Source organism: Roseovarius sp. THAF27, from assembly GCF_009363655.1.
In the GTDB taxonomy this organism is placed as follows: domain Bacteria; phylum Pseudomonadota; class Alphaproteobacteria; order Rhodobacterales; family Rhodobacteraceae; genus Roseovarius.
On the sequence record NZ_CP045393.1, the window covers coordinates 1,392,428 to 1,409,728 of the forward strand.

At 66.3% G+C, this 17,301-nt stretch carries 16 protein-coding genes; 11 read left to right on the forward strand and 5 right to left on the reverse strand.

What is annotated here, in order from left to right; genetic code table 11:
• Positions 1-97: 97 nt before the first annotated feature.
• Positions 98-2,143, forward strand: coding sequence for an acetyl/propionyl/methylcrotonyl-CoA carboxylase subunit alpha (locus FIU89_RS06945; protein ID WP_152491921.1), 2,046 nt, complete (start codon positions 98-100; stop codon positions 2,141-2,143).
• 4 nt (positions 2,144-2,147) lie between these two features.
• Entirely contained in the window at positions 2,148-2,663 is a 516-nt protein-coding gene (locus FIU89_RS06950) for a hypothetical protein (protein WP_152491922.1), read from the forward strand.
• A gap of 13 nt (positions 2,664-2,676) precedes the next feature.
• On the opposite strand, the gene FIU89_RS06955 is transcribed toward FIU89_RS06950, so the two are convergent.
• The gene (locus FIU89_RS06955; protein ID WP_152491923.1) at positions 2,677-3,132 is read right to left on the reverse strand and encodes a DUF4174 domain-containing protein; all 456 of its coding nucleotides are present in this window, start codon (positions 3,130-3,132) and stop codon (positions 2,677-2,679) included.
• A gap of 175 nt (positions 3,133-3,307) precedes the next feature.
• On the opposite strand from FIU89_RS06955, the gene FIU89_RS06960 reads away from it, so the two are divergent.
• From FIU89_RS06960 to FIU89_RS06995, 8 genes are read left to right on the forward strand one after another with little or no spacing between them, the layout of a single operon-like run.
• Positions 3,308-4,243 carry a hypothetical protein gene (locus FIU89_RS06960; RefSeq protein WP_152491924.1) on the forward strand — a complete coding sequence of 312 codons (936 nt, stop codon included), beginning with the start codon at positions 3,308-3,310 and terminating at the stop codon, positions 4,241-4,243.
• Positions 4,215-6,347 carry a methylmalonyl-CoA mutase gene (scpA, locus tag FIU89_RS06965; RefSeq protein WP_152491925.1) on the forward strand — a complete coding sequence of 711 codons (2,133 nt, stop codon included), beginning with the start codon at positions 4,215-4,217 and terminating at the stop codon, positions 6,345-6,347. The genes FIU89_RS06960 and scpA overlap by 29 nt, the downstream gene beginning before the upstream one ends.
• The gene (locus FIU89_RS06970) at positions 6,347-6,829 is read left to right on the forward strand and encodes an MAPEG family protein (RefSeq protein ID WP_254701814.1); all 483 of its coding nucleotides are present in this window, start codon (positions 6,347-6,349) and stop codon (positions 6,827-6,829) included. The genes scpA and FIU89_RS06970 overlap by 1 nt, the downstream gene beginning before the upstream one ends.
• Before the next feature lie 3 nt (positions 6,830-6,832).
• Positions 6,833-7,444 (forward strand): VOC family protein, encoded by a 612-nt coding sequence (locus FIU89_RS06975; RefSeq protein ID WP_152491927.1) that lies wholly within the window; start codon positions 6,833-6,835, stop codon positions 7,442-7,444.
• Complete coding sequence (locus FIU89_RS06980; RefSeq protein ID WP_152491928.1) at positions 7,441-7,950, forward strand: GNAT family N-acetyltransferase; 510 nt, start codon at positions 7,441-7,443, stop codon at positions 7,948-7,950. The genes FIU89_RS06975 and FIU89_RS06980 overlap by 4 nt, the downstream gene beginning before the upstream one ends.
• A gap of 10 nt (positions 7,951-7,960) precedes the next feature.
• Positions 7,961-8,641 carry a molecular chaperone DjiA gene (locus tag FIU89_RS06985; RefSeq protein ID WP_152491929.1) on the forward strand — a complete coding sequence of 227 codons (681 nt, stop codon included), beginning with the start codon at positions 7,961-7,963 and terminating at the stop codon, positions 8,639-8,641.
• Between the two features lie 3 nt (positions 8,642-8,644).
• Positions 8,645-9,682, forward strand: coding sequence for an endonuclease/exonuclease/phosphatase family protein (locus FIU89_RS06990; protein WP_152491930.1), 1,038 nt, complete (start codon positions 8,645-8,647; stop codon positions 9,680-9,682).
• Between the two features lie 31 nt (positions 9,683-9,713).
• Positions 9,714-10,076, forward strand: a complete 363-nt coding sequence (locus tag FIU89_RS06995; protein ID WP_152491931.1) for a hypothetical protein — start codon at positions 9,714-9,716, stop codon at positions 10,074-10,076.
• Positions 10,077-10,100: 24 nt separating this feature from the next.
• On the opposite strand, the gene FIU89_RS07000 is transcribed toward FIU89_RS06995, so the two are convergent.
• Genes FIU89_RS07000 through FIU89_RS07015 form a run of 4 tightly spaced genes read right to left on the reverse strand, consistent with a single transcriptional unit; the run spans position 10,101 to position 15,701 of the window.
• Positions 10,101-11,684, reverse strand: coding sequence for a Ppx/GppA family phosphatase (locus tag FIU89_RS07000; protein WP_152491932.1), 1,584 nt, complete (start codon positions 11,682-11,684; stop codon positions 10,101-10,103).
• A gap of 52 nt (positions 11,685-11,736) precedes the next feature.
• Positions 11,737-13,911 carry an RNA degradosome polyphosphate kinase gene (locus tag FIU89_RS07005; RefSeq protein WP_152491933.1) on the reverse strand — a complete coding sequence of 725 codons (2,175 nt, stop codon included), beginning with the start codon at positions 13,909-13,911 and terminating at the stop codon, positions 11,737-11,739.
• A gap of 48 nt (positions 13,912-13,959) precedes the next feature.
• Positions 13,960-14,634 carry a DnaA/Hda family protein gene (locus FIU89_RS07010; RefSeq protein ID WP_152491934.1) on the reverse strand — a complete coding sequence of 225 codons (675 nt, stop codon included), beginning with the start codon at positions 14,632-14,634 and terminating at the stop codon, positions 13,960-13,962.
• The gene (locus FIU89_RS07015) at positions 14,634-15,701 is read right to left on the reverse strand and encodes an AI-2E family transporter (protein WP_152491935.1); all 1,068 of its coding nucleotides are present in this window, start codon (positions 15,699-15,701) and stop codon (positions 14,634-14,636) included. Before FIU89_RS07015 ends, FIU89_RS07010 begins: the two co-directional genes overlap by 1 nt.
• A 134-nt stretch (positions 15,702-15,835) precedes the next feature.
• On the opposite strand from FIU89_RS07015, the gene proS reads away from it, so the two are divergent.
• Positions 15,836-17,230 (forward strand): proline--tRNA ligase, encoded by a 1,395-nt coding sequence (proS, locus tag FIU89_RS07020; RefSeq protein WP_152491936.1) that lies wholly within the window; start codon positions 15,836-15,838, stop codon positions 17,228-17,230.
• Positions 17,231-17,301 lie beyond the last annotated feature (71 nt).

Below are 17,301 nucleotides of genomic sequence, written 5' to 3' on the forward strand. Positions count from 1 at the left end.
CATGAAACCACCCCTCGCGCCAGCGGGGCGGTGGTTTTTTCGTATCATCCCCGTCCGGCAGGCTCGCCGGGGCGGGCAAGACTGAAGGGGACGTGAGATGTTCAAGAAAATCCTGATCGCCAACCGGGGCGAGATCGCCTGCCGTGTCATCAAGACGGCGCGCAAGATGGGCATTCAGACGGTGGCGATTTACTCGGACGCCGACCGTCACGCGCTGCATGTGGAAATGGCCGACGAGGCGGTGCATATCGGCCCGCCGCCCGCGTCGGAAAGCTATATCGTCATCGACAAGGTGATGGAGGCCATCCGCCAGACCGGCGCCGAGGCGGTGCATCCCGGCTATGGCTTCCTGTCGGAGAACCCCAAGTTCGCCGAGGCGCTGGAAGCCGCCGGCGTGGCCTTTATCGGGCCGCCCAAGAAGGCCATCGAGGCGATGGGCGACAAGATCACCTCGAAGAAGATCGCCGCCGAGGCGGATGTGAACACGGTGCCGGGTCACATGGGCCTGATCGAGGACGCCGAGGAGGCGCTGAAGATCTCGGAAGAGATCGGCTTTCCGGTGATGCTGAAGGCCAGCGCGGGCGGCGGCGGCAAGGGGATGCGGATCGCGTGGAATGCCGAGGAAGTGCGCGAGGGCTTCCAGGCGTCGAAGAACGAGGCGGCGAGCAGTTTCGGCGACGACCGGATGTTCATCGAGAAATTCGTGACGCAACCGCGCCATATCGAGATCCAGGTGCTGTGTGACAGCCACGGCAACGGGGTGTACCTGGGCGAGCGGGAATGCTCGATCCAGCGGCGGAACCAGAAGGTGATCGAGGAGGCGCCGAGCCCGTTCCTGGACGCCGAAACCCGCAAGGCGATGGGCGAGCAGGCCCTGGCGCTGGCCCATGCGGTGGGCTATTCCAGCGCGGGCACGGTGGAGTTCATCGTCGATGGCGACAAGAACTTCTATTTCCTTGAGATGAACACGCGGCTTCAGGTGGAGCATCCGGTGACCGAGCTGATCACTGGCGTGGACCTTGTGGAGCAGATGATCCGCGTGGCGGCAGGCGAAAAGCTGTCGCTGAGCCAGGACGACATCACGCTGACGGGCTGGGCAATGGAAAGCCGGCTTTATGCCGAGGACCCTTACCGGAACTTCCTGCCCTCCATTGGCCGGCTGGTGCGCTATCGCCCGCCGGTGGAGGTGGCCGCGGGCCCGCTCCTGGACAAGGGCAAGTGGCAGGATGAGGCTGAGGCCGGCGAGACGGCGGTGCGCAACGATACCGGCGTCTATGAAGGCGGCGAGATCAGCATGTATTACGACCCGATGATCGCGAAGCTGTGTACGTGGGCGCCCGACCGGGGCGCTGCCATCGAGGCGATGCGCGTGGCGCTGGACAGCTTCGAGTTGGAAGGGATCGGGCATAACCTGCCGTTCCTGAGCGCGGTGATGGATCACCCCAAGTTCGTGTCGGGCGACATGACCACGGCCTTCATCGCCGAGGAGTATCCCGACGGGTTCGAGGGGGTGGAACTGGAGGAGGCGGCGCTGCGGCGGATCGCGGCCGGTTGCGCGGCGATGCACCGGGTGGCGGAAATCCGGCGTACGCGGGTGTCGGGCCGGATGGACAACCACGAGCGCCGCGTGGGCGAGGACTGGGTCGTCAGCCTGCAGGGCCAGAGTTACGAGGTCAGCGTTGCCGCCGATCGCGGTGGCGCCACGGTGACCTTCGAGGATGGCGCCACGCACCGGGTGTCGAGCGACTGGACGCCGGGCGACGCGCTGGCGGTGCTGGACGTGGATGGCGAGACGGTGGTGCTGAAGGTCGGCAAGGTGTCGGGCGGGTTCCGCATCCGCAACCGGGGCGCGGACCTGAAGGTGCATGTGCGCACGCCGCGCCAAGCGGAACTGGCGCTGTTAATGCCCGAGAAACTTGCAGCTGATACATCGAAGATGCTGCTGTGCCCGATGCCGGGCCTGATCGTCAGCGTGAACGTAGAGGAAGGCGACGAGGTGCAGGAAGGCCAGGCGCTGTGCACCGTCGAGGCGATGAAGATGGAGAACATCCTGCGGGCTGAGAAGAAGGCCGTGGTGACGAAGATCAACGCCGGTCCGGGTGACAGCCTGGCGGTGGATGACGTGATCATGGAGTTCGAATGACGCGGTGACCCTGCGCGGTCCTCATATCCTGCCGGCGGCGATGGCGGGCGCGGTCCTTCTGGGGGCCTGCGCGCGCGATGACGAGGCGTCGATGCGCGCGCGGCTGTCGCCGTGGTTCGCCTTGGGCGAGACGCTGGCGTTTTCGTCCAGGGCGCGCTGTGCCGCGGCGGCGTTCCGGCTGGTGAGCGCCGATATCGGCGCCGCGGTGCCGGTGGAGCGCAACGTGCCCGACATGCTGCGCGCGCTGCCCCGCCGGGGCGTGGCGGCGCTGGACGACCCGGAGACGACGCCGGATGCGGCGATGGTGGACGCGGTCAACACGCAGCGGACCCTTGGCATGGGGATGCGCCGCGCGGGGCTGGAGGCGCGGCCTTGCATGGAGGGCAAGGTGGGGGTGGAGTTCCGCCGCCTGCTGATGCGCCCGGACACCGTGCTGGCCTATGAGACGACCGACGGCACGCTGATGCTGATGGACCGCGCCAACCGGGTTCTGGTGGTCGCGGCGGGAGAGCGGACATGAACGCTGCGCGGGATCAGTTGCCGCTCAGCCGGTCGCGGATTTCCTGTTGCCGGATCGGCATCTTGTCGATGGCGCGGGACAGCTCGCGCACGCTCCACGGCGCGGGTTTGCGCAGCTCGACCTTGCCGTCCTTGCCGATGAGCGCCAGCATGAAGCCGCGCGGCCGCAACCTGCGGCGCAGGTCGCTGTCGGCGGAGGGGTCGGTGTCGGTCAGCACCACGACATCGCGCCGGTCCAGATCGTCCAGCCGGTCGGTGATGAAGTTCATCTGTTCGATGAAGCGCGGGTCCGAGGCGTTGTCGGCAAAGACGACGATAGGGCGCTTTATCCAGAGAAATTCGTTCAAATCGACGCTTTCGCCGTCAAGTATGATCCCGTCCTCCGGCGATCCGTCGGTCGAGCGGGCCGTGCCCGCGACGAGTGATATCGACGTAAGTGCCAGAAAAGAAAGAACGATCAGCTTGCGCATTGGGCCTCCTGCTGGACCAGATATAAGGCCCGACGCGCCGAATGCGAAGGCCGTTTGGCCGCAGGCCCGCGAAAATTTTACCGTTAATCCCGTGGTCAGGTCCCGCGGTGCAGGCTGGCGCGACGCAAGGTCGATCGCCCGCAGGCCGCGGGCCGCACGGGAAAGGCGCGGGATCATGGACGTTGTTCTGCATATCGGGGCTCACCGGACGGCCACCACCACGTTCCAGGCCTATCTGGCGGCGAACCGGGCGGCGCTGGGGCGGATGGGCATTGCCGTCTGGGGGCCGAAACAGACGCGTGACGGTCTGCTGACCGGGGTGATACCGATCGAGAGCGCGCGCCCGCCGCAGGAGCAGCTGGACCGCGCCCGCGCGAGGGTGGCGATCAACATCGCCCGCGAACGCAGGGCCGGGGCCAAGGTGCTGGTGATCAGCGACGAGAACATGATCGGGGCGCCGCGCCGCTGCCTGCGGCAGGGGCGGCTTTATCCCGATATCGGCCAGCGCCTGGCGCGCTTTGCCCATGCCTTCGACGGCCAGGTGACGCGGGCGCACCTGACGGTCCGCAGTCATGACGCGTTCTGGGCGTCGGTCGTGTCCTACAGCATCGCGCGCGGCAACAGGGTGCCGGACCGTGCCGCGCTGGAGGCGCTGGCGGCCGCGCCCCGGCTGTGGCGGGACGTGGTGCTGGACGTGGCCTGCGCCTTGCCGGGGGTGGAGCTGAGCGTGATGCCCTACGAGATCTTCGGCGGACTGCCCGAGCGGGTGCTGGAACACATGACCGGGCTTGGCGCGATGCCGCGCGCCCATGCGCGGGACTGGAGGAACCAGGGCCCCGGCCTGGGCCAGTTGCGCCGGATCGTGGGCGAGCGCGGTGGCGACCCCGCGCGACTGCCCGAAGGGGCGGACAAGTGGCAACCGTTCGACGACGCCGCCCTGCGCGACATGCGCGAGGCCTATGCCGATGATCTGTTCTGGCTGCGTGCCGGGGCGGAGGGATTGGCGCAGCTGACAGAGGAAACCGGCCCGGTGAAGACGGGGACAACCCCGCGCCCGGACCAGAGGAAAAGAGGACAAGACGATGGGATCGAAGACCGACGATTGGCGTAAGATCGCGGAAGGCGAGCTGAAGGGGCGCCCGCTGGAGGACCTGACGTGGAAGACCCTGGAGGGGATCGACGTCAAGCCGCTCTATACCGAGGAGGATGTCGAGGGGATGGACCACCTTGGCACCATCCCCGGACAGGCGCCGTTCACCCGGGGCGTGAAGGCCACGATGTATGCCGGGCGTCCCTGGACGATCCGGCAATATGCCGGGTTCTCGACGGCCGAGGAATCGAACGCCTTCTACCGCCGCAACCTGGCCGCCGGGCAGCAGGGCGTCTCGGTGGCTTTCGACCTGGCGACGCATCGCGGTTACGACAGCGACCACCCGCGCGTGGTGGGCGACGTGGGCAAGGCGGGCGTGGCCATCGACAGCGTCGAGGACATGAAGGTGCTGTTCGACGGCATCCCGCTGGACCAGGTGAGCGTCTCGATGACCATGAACGGCGCGGTGATCCCGGTGCTGGCCAGCTTCATCGTCGCGGGCGAGGAACAGGGGCACGACCGCAGCGTGCTGTCGGGCACCATCCAGAACGACATCCTGAAAGAGTTCATGGTGCGCAACACCTATATCTATCCGCCCGAGCCCAGCATGCGGATCGTCAGCGACATCATCGAGTTCACGGCGAACGAGATGCCGCGCTTCAACTCGATCAGCATTTCCGGCTATCACATGCAGGAGGCCGGCGCGAACCTGGTGCAGGAGCTGGCCTATACGCTGGCCGATGGGCGTGAATACGTGAAGGCCGCGATCGAGGCGGGGATGGACGTGGACCGCTTTGCCGGGCGGCTGTCGTTCTTTTTCGCCATCGGCATGAATTTCTTCATGGAGGCGGCGAAGCTGCGGGCGGCGCGCCTGCTGTGGCACCGGATCATGACGGAATTCGGGGCGACGAACGACCGCTCGAAGATGCTGCGGACCCATTGCCAGACCAGCGGTGTTTCGTTGCAGGAGCAGGACCCTTACAACAACGTGGTGCGCACCGCCTATGAGGCGATGAGCGCGGTGCTGGGCGGCACGCAGAGCCTGCACACCAACGCGCTGGACGAAGCCATCGCGCTGCCCACGGATTTCAGCGCGCGGATCGCGCGGAACACGCAGCTGATCCTGCAGGAAGAGACCGGCGTGACAGCGGTGGTCGATCCGCTGGCGGGGTCCTACTACGTCGAGAGCCTGACCGCCGAGCTGGCCGAAAAGGCCTGGGAGTTGATGGAAGAGGTCGAGGAGATGGGCGGCATGACCAAGGCGGTGGCCAGCGGCATGCCCAAGCTGCGTATCGAGGAAAGTGCCGCGACCCGGCAGGCGATGATCGACCGGGGCGACGAGGTTATCGTCGGCGTCAACAAGTACCGCAAGGACAAGGAAGACCCGATCGACATCCTGGACGTGGACAACGTCAAGGTGCGCAAGGGGCAGGTCGAGGCACTGGAGCGCATCCGCGCGGAACGCGACGAGGACGCCTGCACCAAGGCGCTGGATGAACTGACGCGCCGCGCCAAGGAGGGCGGCAACCTGTTGGAGGCCGCGGTGGAAGCGGCGCGGGCAAGGGCGACTGTGGGGGAAATCAGCATGGCCATGGAAAAGGAATTCGGACGGCACCGCGCCGAGGTGAAGACGCTGGCGGGCGTCTATGGCAAGGCCTACGAGGGCGACGAGGGCTTTGCCGCGATCCAGAAATCGGTCGAGGCCTTTGCCGAGGACGAGGGGCGGCGGCCCCGGATGCTGGTCGTCAAGATGGGGCAGGACGGCCATGACCGGGGCGCCAAGGTGATCGCGACGGCATTCGCCGATATCGGGTTTGACGTGGACGTGGGCCCGCTTTTCCAGACGCCGGACGAGGCGGCGCAGGATGCCATCGACAACGATGTGCACGTGATTGGCATTTCCAGCCAGGCGGCGGGGCACAAGACGCTGGCGCCGCAGCTCATTGACGCGCTGAAGGAAAAGGACGCGGGCGATATCATCGTGATCTGCGGCGGGGTCATTCCGCAGCAGGATTACGAGTTTCTGAAAGGCGTGGGCGTGAAGGCCATTTTCGGCCCCGGCACCAACATCCCCGAGGCGGCGCAGGATATCCTGCGGCTGATCCGCGAGGCGCGGGCGGCCTGATGCGCACGCGCCCGAAGATACTGACCGGCGCCGCGGCGGGGCTGGTGTGGGCCGTGGCCGTTCTGTCGATCGGACGCCAGATCCCGGTGCCAATGGCGATGATGCAGCCGACGCTGATGGGCGCGGCTTTTGGCCCCGGGGTGGTGCTGGCGCTGATGATCGGCGTGCTGGCGCAGCGGCGGTTCAATAGCGACGCGGCAATCGACGGGCAGGCGTTGACCGGCAAGGCTGCGATCGACGCCAAGGTCTTGCAGAACACGGTCGAGCAGGCGGTGCTGGCGCTGTGCATCTGGCCGCTGGTGGGGTTTTTCCTGGGCGCGGGCACCGTGCTGGCGCTGGGAATCGGCTTTGCCGTGGCGCGGGTGGCGTTCTGGGTGGGGTATCACGTGGCGCCGCCCTTGCGGGCCTTCGGATTTGCGGCGACGTTCTATCCCACGGTGCTGGCGGCGCTTTGGGTGCTGTGGCTACTGACAGTGGGGTAAGCGATGCTGAAACTGGATCATTTCGCGGTGGCGGCCGAGACGCTGGACGAGGGCCGCGCCTATGCCGAGGAGGCGCTGGGCGTGGCGTTGCGGCCGGGCGGGCAGCACGCGCATTTCGGGACACATAACATGCTGTTGGGGCTTGAGGATGGGCTTTACCTAGAGGTGATCGCGGTGGATCCCGAGGCACCCGCGCCGGAGTATGCGCGGTGGTTCGATCTGGATCGCTTTGGGGGGCGGCCGAGACCGACGAACTGGATCTGCAACACGCCGGACCTCGGCGCGGTGGTGGCGCGGTTCCCGCAGGCGGGCGTGCCGGTGCCGCTGGCGCGCGGCGATCTGCGGTGGCAGATGGCAGTGCCGCAGGACGGGCGGCTTCCGTGGGACAACCTTTTTCCGGCGGTGATCGAATGGCAGTGCGCGCAGCACCCGGCGCAGATGTTGCCGGCGTCGGGCTGCCGACTGGACCGGCTAGTGGTGACGCACTCTGACGCGAAGGCGCTGGAGGACGCGCTGGCGCCGGTGCTGAGCGACGCCCGGGTGGTCTATGAGACCGGCGCGGCGGGCCTGCGGGCCGAGTTGACCACGCCGCGCGGGGCGTGCGTGCTGGCATGAAGATCCGGCCGGCGGAGGCGGGCGATGCAAAGGCGCTGGCCGGGATCGTCAATCATTACATCCGCGAGACGACGGTCAGCTTCACCGAAGACGAGAAGACCGTGCTGGAAATCGCCTTGGCCGTGAAGACGCGCGACGAGGCCGGGCACGGGTTCCTGGTGGCCGAGAACGCGGGCGGGCTGCTGGGCTATGCCACCTATGGGCCGTACCGCAACGGATCGGGCTATCGCGAGACGCTGGAGCATACGGTGCTGCTGCGCCCCGGGGCCGAGGGCAACGGGGTGGGCCGGGCGCTGATGGACGCGCTGGAGGACCACGCGCGGGCGGGCGGCGTGCATTCGCTGATCGGGGGGATCAGTGGCGAGAACGCGGGCGGGATCGCGTTTCACCGCAGGATCGGGTTTGTCGAGGTGGGGCGCGTGGCGCAGGCCGGGCTGAAATTCGGGCGGCGGATCGACCTTGTGTTGATGCAGAAACCCCTGTCCCCCGGGGGCCGCACGTCTTAGGTTGCGGCCCATGTCGATCTGGAGTCGCATATCCGAAGCGCTGTCGGCGCTGGCCAGTGGCGAGCCGCTGACCAGCGTGTTCGACCGCCTGCGCACGCCGCCCGAGCGGACGGTGGCCTTTGCCATTGCCGTGATCGCGCTGGGGGCCAAGATGGCCAAGGCGGACGGGCAGGTGACGCGCGACGAGGTGACGGCGTTCCGCGAGGTGTTCCAGATTGCCCGCGATGACGAGGCGGGCGCGGCGAAGGTGTTCAACCTCGCCCGGCAGGACGTGGCGGGGTTCGAGGAATATGCCAAGAGAATCAAGGCGATGTTCCGCGAAGATGAAGCGACGCTGAACGATCTGCTGGAGGGGCTGTTTCACATCGCGGTGGCCGATGGGGTATACCATCCCGCAGAGGATGTCTTTCTGTCGGAGGTGGCCACGATTTTCGGCCTGCCGGAGCGGGAGTTCAACACGTTGCGCAGCCGCTTCGTGCCGGATGCCAAGCCTGACCCTTATGCCGTGCTGGGGGTGACGCCCGAGACGCCCTTGCCCGAGATCCGCAAGGTCTGGCGCGCGAAGGTGCGCGAGATGCATCCCGACCGGATGGTGGCGCGGGGCGTGCCGCAGGAGGCGATCAAGCTGGCCGAGAAGCGGCTGACCGACGTCAATGACGCGTGGGAGCAGATCCAGCGCGAGGCGGCCTGACCGATGCGCATCGCCACCTATAACGTCGAGTGGTTCAACGCGCTGTTCGACGCCCATGACCGGGTGTTGGACGATGACGGGCCATCGGCGCGGTACGGCGTGACGCGGGGCGATCAGCTGGCCGCCTTGGGCGTGGTGTTCTCGGCGATGGATGCCGACGCGGTGATGGTGATCGAGGCGCCGGACAGTGGCAGCAAGCGCGACACCGTGAAAGCTCTGGAAGGGTTCGCCAAGATGATGGACCTGCGGGCGCGCAAGGCGCTGATGGGGTTCGTCAACGACACCCAGCAGGAGATCGCGCTGCTGTACGACCCGGACGTGATGACGTGCCGGCATGATCCCAGGGGCGAGGAGACCGGCAAGAAAGGGTCGAGCGAGGCGCCGCGGTTCGATGGCGTGTTCCGCATCGACCTCGACATCGACGCGACCGAGGATCTGGTGGTGTTCTCAAAGCCGCCGCTGGAAGTGGCGGTGGAGGTGAAGGGCGGGTTCGGCTTTCGCATGATCGGGGCGCATCTGAAGTCGAAGGCGCCGCACGGGGCCACCACGCGGGACGAGGTGATGCGGCTGTCCATTGCCAACCGGCGCAAGCAGCAGGCGCAGGCGGTGTGGCTGCGCAAGCGCATCCGCGCGCATCTGGAAGCGGGCGAGCATCTGATGCTGTTGGGCGATCTGAACGACGGGCCGGGGCTGGACGAGTACGAGAACCTCTTTGGGCGTTCGTCGATCGAGGTGATCATGGGCGGGGCCGAGCCGGGCGAGATGCGGCTTTACGATCCGCACGCGCGGCGGGCGCTGAACCAGCGGATCGGCGCGCAGCACAGTTCGGCGCGGTTCTATCTGAAGGACGAGGGGCGGTATTTGCAGGCGCTTCTGGATTACATCATGATTTCCAGGGGGTTGCGGGCGATGGGGCCGAAATGGCGGATATGGCACCCGTTCGAGGACCCGGGGTGCTGGAAGGTGCCGGAGCTGCGCGATGCGCTCTTGGCGGCGTCGGATCACTTTCCGGTGACGCTGGATATCGACCTGACATCTTAAAATCGTCACCGGGACGCGCTATATTGGGGTCATGAAACGGATCATGCCCATCGCCGCCCTGTCGCTGTCCCTTGCCGCCGCGCCCGCACTGGCGCAGGAGGAAGAGGACGAAGGTTTTTCCCTGATGGAGCGGGGGGCGCAGATGTTCATGGAAGGCATCATGCGCGAGATGGAACCGGCGATGCGCGACATCGAGGGGATGGCGAAGGAGATGCAGCCGGCCTTGCGCAGTTTCGTCGAGGAAATGGGCCCGGCCTTTGCCGACCTGATGGGGCAGATCGACGATCTGAGCAATTACCATGCGCCCGAGATGATGCCCAATGGCGACATCATCATCCGCCGCAAGACCCCGCTGGAAGAGGAAATCGACCCGGACGAGGAAATCGAGATCTGAGGCGGCGCGCCGCTGGCGTTTCGATCAGCCCGGGGACTTGCCCGGCGTGGCCCTTGCGCGGCGCGGGCGCAGCAGCTTGACGTCGAATTCCGCACCCAGCGTGTCGGCGAGCGAGGCGAGGCGCGTTTGCGCCACCTCTCCGTAAAGCGGCACGGCCTCTTCGGTCAGGCGCAGGATCAGCTGTTTCTTCTTGGGATGCCAGGTCAGCTCGCCCAGCTGGGTGTCGGCCCGTAGCCAGAACATCGCGGCAAAGCGCATGGCCTTGCCCAAGACCTCGGCCTGGTGCTGGCCGCGCTCGTCCAGCAGTTCGGCCAGTTTCTCGAACCGGGTGCCCTCGCGCTTGTTGGAATAGCGGTGCAGGAGGGCGAGGCCCAGGAACACCCGTTCGGAATGCTTCAGCCCCCCGAGGTTGGCGCGGGTGGCGTTGTCGAAGCAATCCTCGGCGCGGTAGTCGGGATGCGAGCGCCAGCTGACGTCGTGCAAGAGGCAGGCGGCGCGGATGATGCGCAGCTTGTCGGGGCGGGCGCTGCGGAAGAGCGGTTCGACGAAGTGATAGATGGCGCGGCCATAACCGGGCAGGCGGGCATCCTTGGCCTCGGCAAAGCGGCAGGCCTCGATCAGGGGATCGCGGTCGCGCAGCTGCTGGGGCATTTGTTCGTAGAGCAGCCCCTCGCGGATGCCGTAGCTGGAGACGGCGATGTCGCGGGGGCCGAAGGTCTTGACCAGGCGGCGCAGCACCTCGGCGGCGTCGGGGACGAGGGCCATGCGCTGGGACGAGACGCCGGCGCGGTTGCGCAGTTCCTCGGCGTCGTTCTTGGCGATGTAATCGGCGGTCTTGCGCACGTCCTTGGGGGTCATGCGGTATTCGTGCAGGACGTGGAGGGGATAGCCGCGGCGTTCCATGTCGATCTTGGCGATGGCGCGCCACGAGCCGCCGACGAGGAACAGGCGGTTCTTCTGTTCGCCCAGCTGGTCGTGCATCCGCTCGAGCGTGTCCTTGATATAGGCCTTGCGGGCCTTCTTGCCGCCCTTGACCTCCTGCAGGGAGAAGGGGCCGAGGCGCGAGGTCAGGCGCTTGCCGACCTGGCCGCCGTTGATTTCGGCCAGTTCCATGGAGGAGCCGCCGATGTCGCAGACCAGCCCGTAGGAGCCGGGCCAGCCCAGAAGCACGCCCTGGGCCGAGAGGCGGGCCTCTTCGGGGCCGTCGATGACCCAGAGGTGGACGCCGGTCTCGCGTTCGATCTCTTCGCGGAAGGCGTCGCCGTCGGTGGCCTCGCGCACGGCGGCGGTGGCCACGGCGGTAAGTGGGCCGGTGCCCATGTTCTCGGCCAGCCGGGCAAAACGCTTCATGGCGGCGAGCGCGCGTTCGCGCCCCTCGGGGTTCAGCCGGCCGGTTTCAGAGAGGCCCTGGCCCAGGCCGCACATGATTTTCTCGTTGTAAAAATAGGCCGGGCTGCGGGCGGCGCCGTCGAACACGACCATGCGGACGGAGTTCGATCCGACGTCGACCACGCCCACGCGGCTGAGCGCCTTGGCCGCGTCCTTGTCGAAAAGCGGGCGCCCGAAAGGGCCCCATTCGCTGTGTTCGGGATCGGTCGTGCCGTCCATGACATCCCCGGCTTGGTCTCGGCCCCCTATATGCGTCAGGGGGCCGGGAGGGTCAATCGTCGGTGTGGGTGAGTTTGGGCACGTCCGCCGCCCCGGCGGAGCCGCGGCCCGACAGCGAAGGGTTTTCCATGAAGAAGCGGTGGCAGTTGAAGGCGAAGGTGCCTTCCTCGATCAGGTCGCGGGTGAAGCTGCCATCGGGGGCCATGACCCAGGTCTGTGCCACGTCGGCGAGGTTGGCGGCCATGACCTGGCCCACGATCTGGGCCTTGACGGTCGGGTTGGTGATTTCCACCAGGGTTTCGACGCGGCGGTTGAGGTTGCGGCCCATCCAGTCGGCGGAGGACATGTAGACCTTGGCTTTTTTCGAGGGCAGGCCGGCGCCATTGCCGAAGCAGACGATGCGGGAATGCTCAAGAAAGCGCCCGACGATGGACTTGACGCGGATATTCTCGGACAGGCCCTTTATCCCCGGGCGGATGCCGCAGATGCCGCGCACGACAAGGCAGATCTTCACGCCGGCCTGTGAGGCGGCGTAGAGCGCGTCGATCACGTCGGGTTCGATGATCGAGTTCATCTTGGCCCAGATCTCGGCCGGTTTGCCGGACTTGGCGTGGTCGATCTCGGCGGCGATCATTTCCAGCAGGCGGGGTTTCAGCGTGGTGGGCGAGATGGCGAGGTTTTCCAGCTTTTCGGGCTGGGCGTAGCCGGAGAGGTAGTTGAAGACCTTGGTCGCGTCGCGGCCCAGCGAGGAATCGCAGGTGAAGAGGCTGAGGTCGGTGTAGATCTTGGCGGTGATGGGGTGATAGTTGCCGGTGCCGTAATGGGTGTAGGTCACCAGCTTGTCGCCCTCGCGCCGGACCACGGTGGAAATCTTGGCGTGGGTCTTGAGGTCGAGAAAGCCATAGACCACGTGGGCGCCGGCGCGTTCCAGCCGCCGGGACTGGCGGATGTTGGCGGCCTCGTCGAAGCGGGCCTTGAGTTCCACGAGGGCGGTGACGGACTTGCCGTCCTCGGCGGCCTCGCAGAGCGCCTCGACGATGGGGCTGTCCTTGGACGTGCGGTAGAGCGTCTGCTTGATCGCCACCACGTTGGGATCGCGCGCCGCCTGGGTAAGGAAGCGGATCACCATGTCGAAGGTCTCGTAGGGGTGGTGCAGCAGCATGTCCTTTTGGCGGATGGCGGCGAACATGTCGCCGTCATGGTCCTGTACGCGTTCCGGGACGCGCGGCGTGAAGCTGGGCCACAGAAGGTCGGGGCGGGTGTCGAGCACCATTTCCTTGAGATCCGCCAGCCCGATCATGCCGTCGACCTCGACCACCTCCTCGGGGCGGACCTCGAGTTTCTGCATGATGGTGCGGCGCAATTCCTCGGGCGCGCCGGAGGAGATTTTCAGGCGCACCACCTCGCCGCGGCGGCGGCGTTTGAGGGCCACCTCGAATTCGCGCACGAGGTCCTCGGCCTCTTCCTCGACTTCCAGATCGCTGTCGCGCAGGACGCGGAAGTTGCAGTGCGCCTTGTAGGTGTAGCCCGGGAAGAGATGATCGAGGTTGAGCAGCAGCAGGTCCTCGAGCGGCAGGGCGCGGAACTGGCCCGGTTCGGACGGGACGGTGATGAAGCGGTCGATCTGATTGGGAATCGGCAAGAGCGCCTGAAGCGGGCGCTTGTCTGACTTGCGCTGCATCTGGAGCGCGAGCGAATAGCCCAGGTTGGGGATGAAGGGGAACGGGTGCGCGGGGTCGACGGCCAGCGGAGACAGGACCGGGAAGACCTGTTCGAGGAAGATGTCGCTGAGATGGGCGCGGTCGTCTTTCGTGAGGCTGTCGATGTCGAGGATGGTGATGCCCTCGGCCTCCATCTCCTGCCGCAGGTCTTCGAGCGTGCCTTGCTGCTGGGCCAGCAGTTTGCGGGCGTCCTCGTCAATCAGGACAAGCTGTTCGGCGGGGGTGAGGCCGTCGGCGGCGGGCGTGGTGTTGCCGGCATGGGCCAGTTCGCGCAGGCCCGCGACGCGGACGTTGTAGAACTCGTCGAGGTTGTTGGCGGAAATGGACAGGAAGCGAAGGCGCTCCAGCAGGGGCACGCGGGGGTTCTGCGCTTCTTCCAGGACGCGCCAGTTGAAGCCCAGCCAGCTGAGTTCCCGGTTGAAGAAGCGCCCGGGGCCGGTGACGTCGAGACCGTCGATCGTCACGGGGGCCGGGGCGGTGGATTTGAGGAAATCTGCGTTTGTCATGTGGCCCTTATGGGATTGCGACGTAACGATAAGGTGACGACTTTGCCGTTACAGCCCTGCGTTGTCCAGAACATCGCGGGCAAAGGGGCGGGTGAGGGCCCGTTTGCGCGACAATGCGGCGGAATCGAGCAGGGCGACGACTTCGCGGGCGGCCTCGAACGAGCGGTCGATGCGGCGCAGAAGATAGGGGATGACGTCCGGCGTGGGGGTCAGCTGGCGGTCGTCGAAGAGCTTGGCGAGGATCGCGGTCAACAGGCGGTCGTCGGGCAGGTCCAGTTCGACGGCGGGCGTGCCCTGCATCCGGCTGGCAAGGTCGGGCAGCGCGAGGTTCCAGTACTTGGGCGCGGCATTGGCGGTCAGCAGCAGGGAATGGCCCTCGGCCAGGGTCAGGTTGTGCAGGTGGAAGAGAGCCGTTTCAGCGGGTTCGCTGCCGGCGATGCCGTCGCAATCCTCGACGGCGACGTGGTTCTGAGCGAGAGCCGGGATGTCGGCCTGTGCGAGGTCGGCCGCGGAGATGATGAGGGCACCGCTTTGTGCCGACCAGACATGGGCGAGATGGGTCTTGCCCGCGCCGGGGGGGCCGTAGAGGACCAGCTTGCGGGCGGGCCACGCGTACCAGGTGTCGACCATGGCGACGGCTTGCGCGTTGGCGGCGGAAACGAAGAAATCCTCCCGCCCGTGCGCCGGTTTGGCGGGCAGGTCGAAGCTGAGCTGCTGTGCCATCATTCCGTATCCCGTGAGTCCTGCCCTTTATATAGGGCACTGTCGAGATATTGCTGCACGCCGAAGCGGGCAAGAACGCCGATGGCGGCAGCCATGGGCACGGCCACCAGCATTCCGACGAAGCCGAAGAGCGCGCCGAAGACCGACAGCGCGAAAATAAGCCATACCGGGTGCAGGCCGACGGAGTCGCCCACCAGCTTGGGCGTGAGGATATTGCCCTCGACCACCTGTCCCAGCACGAAGATGCCGGCGACGAGGCCGATGGACAGCCAGTCGCCCCAGAACTGGAAGAGGGCGAGGCCGATGGCGAGTGCGCCGCCGAGGACGGCGCCGACGTAGGGAATGAAGGTGACGAAGCCGGCGAAGGCCCCCACGACGAGGCCGAATTGCAGGCCCACCAGCATAAGCGCGACGGCGTAGTAGGTGCCGAGGATCAGGCAGACGGTGCCCATGCCGCGTATGAAGCTGGCGAGGGTTCTGTCGATCTCGGACGCGAGCCGGCGGATGACCGGCGCGTGTTCGCGCGGCAGGAGGCGGTCGATTTCGGCGACCATGCGGTCCCAGTCGTAGAGCAGGTAGAAGGCCACCACGGGCACGATCACCAGCAGGACCACCACGTTGACGAGTGAGCCCACCGAAGCCAGCACGGTTTCGACAACCTGTCCGCCGCGTTCCTGGATGGTGGTGCCGAGGCTAGCCAGCGATTTCCGCAGGGTCGAATCCTGGTCGACGATGTCGGGGAAGCGGGTGGTCAGGAAGTCCTGAAGGTCCTGAAAGAGTTTCGGCGCGATGTCGATCAGGTTGGCAGTCTGGTTGACCAGCGTGGGGATGACCAGAAGCACCATGATGACGAAGATGCAGATGGCCACCAGCGTTATGATCGTCACGGCGATGGCCCGGGACGCCCCCAAGCGTTCGATCCGGTCGGCGATGGGGTCGAGGAAATAGGCCACGGCGCCGCCCAGCACGAAGGGCAGGATCACGTCGCCCAGGAACCACATGACAACGAGGAACAGCGCGATCGCGATGCCCCAGAATTGAAATTGTGTCCGGACGGGAAGGGCCATGCCACCTCGGGGGAACAAAACGCGTCGCTCTGTTTTTCGCGCAAGGGGCGCAGCGTTGCAAGCGCCTTCCGGCTTGTCTGGCGGGCGCTGAGGCCATAAACGGGGCGGGATCACGCAATGACCAGAGGTTCGCCATGCGCCTGTCCAAGTATTTCCTGCCGGTCCTGAAGGAGACGCCTGCCGAGGCGCAGATCGCGAGCCACCGCCTGATGCTGCGGGCGGGGATGATCAAGCAGGCCAGCGCGGGGATCTATTCATGGCTGCCCTTGGGCTTCAAGGTGTTGCGCAAGCTGGAAAATATCGTCCACGAGGAGCAGGTGCGGGCCGGGCATATCCCGATGCTGATGCCGACGCTGCAATCCGCCGATCTGTGGCGGGAAAGCGGGCGCTACGATGCTTATGGGCCCGAGATGCTGCGGATCCGCGACCGGCAGGACCGGGATATGCTCTATGGTCCGACGAACGAGGAATTGATCACCGATATCTTCCGGTCGCATGTGGGCAGCTACCGGGACCTGCCGCTGACGCTCTATCACATCCAGTGGAAGTTCCGTGACGAGATCCGGCCGCGTTTCGGCGTGATGCGGGGGCGCGAGTTCTTCATGAAGGACGGCTACAATTTCGACCTGACGAAGGAGGACGCGCTGCACGCCTATAACCGCCACCTGGTCAGCTACCTGCGGACCTACGAGCGGATGGGGTTGCAGGCCATTCCGATGCGGGCGGATTCCGGCCCGATCGGGGGCGATGACACGCATGAATTCCTGGTGCTGGCCGAGACGGGCGAATCCGAGGTGTTCTATGACAGCGAGATCACCGACCTGAAATTCGGCGAGCGCGAGATCGATTACACCGACAAGGCGCAGTGCCAGGCGGTGCTGGAGGAGTTCACCTCGCGCTATGCGCGGACGGACGAAACCCACGACGAAGCGATCTTCAACCAGATCCCCGAGGACCGCCGCCGCGTGGCGCGGGGGATCGAGGTGGGCCAGATCTTTTACTTCGGGACCAAGTATTCCGAGCCGATGGGCGCCACGGTGCAGGGGCCGGACGGCAAGCCGGTGCCGGTGCATATGGGCAGCCACGGGATCGGCGTGAGCCGCCTTGTGGGCGCGATCATCGAGGCCAGCCACGACGACAGGGGCATCATCTGGCCCGAGGGCGTGACGCCCTTTCATGCCGGGATCGTGAACCTGAAGCAGGGCGATGGCGAGGCGGATGCGGCGTGTGAAAAGCTGTATGCGGCGCTAAAGGCCAAGGGGCTGGATCCGCTCTATGATGACCGCGACGAGCGGGCGGGCGGCAAGTTCGCCACGATGGACCTCATTGGCCTGCCGTGGCGGATCACCGTGGGGCCGCGGGGCCTGAAGAACGGGGTGGTGGAACTGACCAGCCGCCGTACGGGTGAGAGCGAGGAAATGGCGCCCGACGCGGCGGTCGAGAGGATCGCCGAGATCTACGCGCCGCATCGCGGTGAGGCCGGCACGGTGGAGCCGATGGCGGATCGGTCGTTTCACACCTGGATGTAAGGGCCTGCGGCGCGGGGCCTGAGCCGGTGCCGCGCCCGGTCACGATAATCTTGTTTCTGGATTTGCGCGAA

What these genes read in the sequence shown, in the direction of transcription:
- FIU89_RS06945 (WP_152491921.1), top strand. Translation starts at nt 98, where the DNA reads ATGTTCAAGAAAATCCTGATCGCCAACCGGGGCGAGATCGCCTGCCGT.
- FIU89_RS06955 (WP_152491923.1), bottom strand. Translation starts at nt 3,132, where the DNA reads ATGCGCAAGCTGATCGTTCTTTCTTTTCTGGCACTTACGTCGATATCA.
- FIU89_RS06960 (WP_152491924.1), top strand. Translation starts at nt 3,308, where the DNA reads ATGGACGTTGTTCTGCATATCGGGGCTCACCGGACGGCCACCACCACG.
- scpA (WP_152491925.1), top strand. Translation starts at nt 4,215, where the DNA reads ATGGGATCGAAGACCGACGATTGGCGTAAGATCGCGGAAGGCGAGCTG.
- FIU89_RS06970 (WP_254701814.1), top strand. Translation starts at nt 6,347, where the DNA reads ATGCGCACGCGCCCGAAGATACTGACCGGCGCCGCGGCGGGGCTGGTG.
- FIU89_RS06975 (WP_152491927.1), top strand. Translation starts at nt 6,833, where the DNA reads ATGCTGAAACTGGATCATTTCGCGGTGGCGGCCGAGACGCTGGACGAG.
- FIU89_RS06980 (WP_152491928.1), top strand. Translation starts at nt 7,441, where the DNA reads ATGAAGATCCGGCCGGCGGAGGCGGGCGATGCAAAGGCGCTGGCCGGG.
- FIU89_RS06985 (WP_152491929.1), top strand. Translation starts at nt 7,961, where the DNA reads ATGTCGATCTGGAGTCGCATATCCGAAGCGCTGTCGGCGCTGGCCAGT.
- FIU89_RS06990 (WP_152491930.1), top strand. Translation starts at nt 8,645, where the DNA reads ATGCGCATCGCCACCTATAACGTCGAGTGGTTCAACGCGCTGTTCGAC.
- FIU89_RS06995 (WP_152491931.1), top strand. Translation starts at nt 9,714, where the DNA reads ATGAAACGGATCATGCCCATCGCCGCCCTGTCGCTGTCCCTTGCCGCC.
- FIU89_RS07000 (WP_152491932.1), bottom strand. Translation starts at nt 11,684, where the DNA reads ATGGACGGCACGACCGATCCCGAACACAGCGAATGGGGCCCTTTCGGG.
- FIU89_RS07005 (WP_152491933.1), bottom strand. Translation starts at nt 13,911, where the DNA reads ATGACAAACGCAGATTTCCTCAAATCCACCGCCCCGGCCCCCGTGACG.
- FIU89_RS07010 (WP_152491934.1), bottom strand. Translation starts at nt 14,634, where the DNA reads ATGGCACAGCAGCTCAGCTTCGACCTGCCCGCCAAACCGGCGCACGGG.
- FIU89_RS07015 (WP_152491935.1), bottom strand. Translation starts at nt 15,701, where the DNA reads ATGGCCCTTCCCGTCCGGACACAATTTCAATTCTGGGGCATCGCGATC.
- proS (WP_152491936.1), top strand. Translation starts at nt 15,836, where the DNA reads ATGCGCCTGTCCAAGTATTTCCTGCCGGTCCTGAAGGAGACGCCTGCC.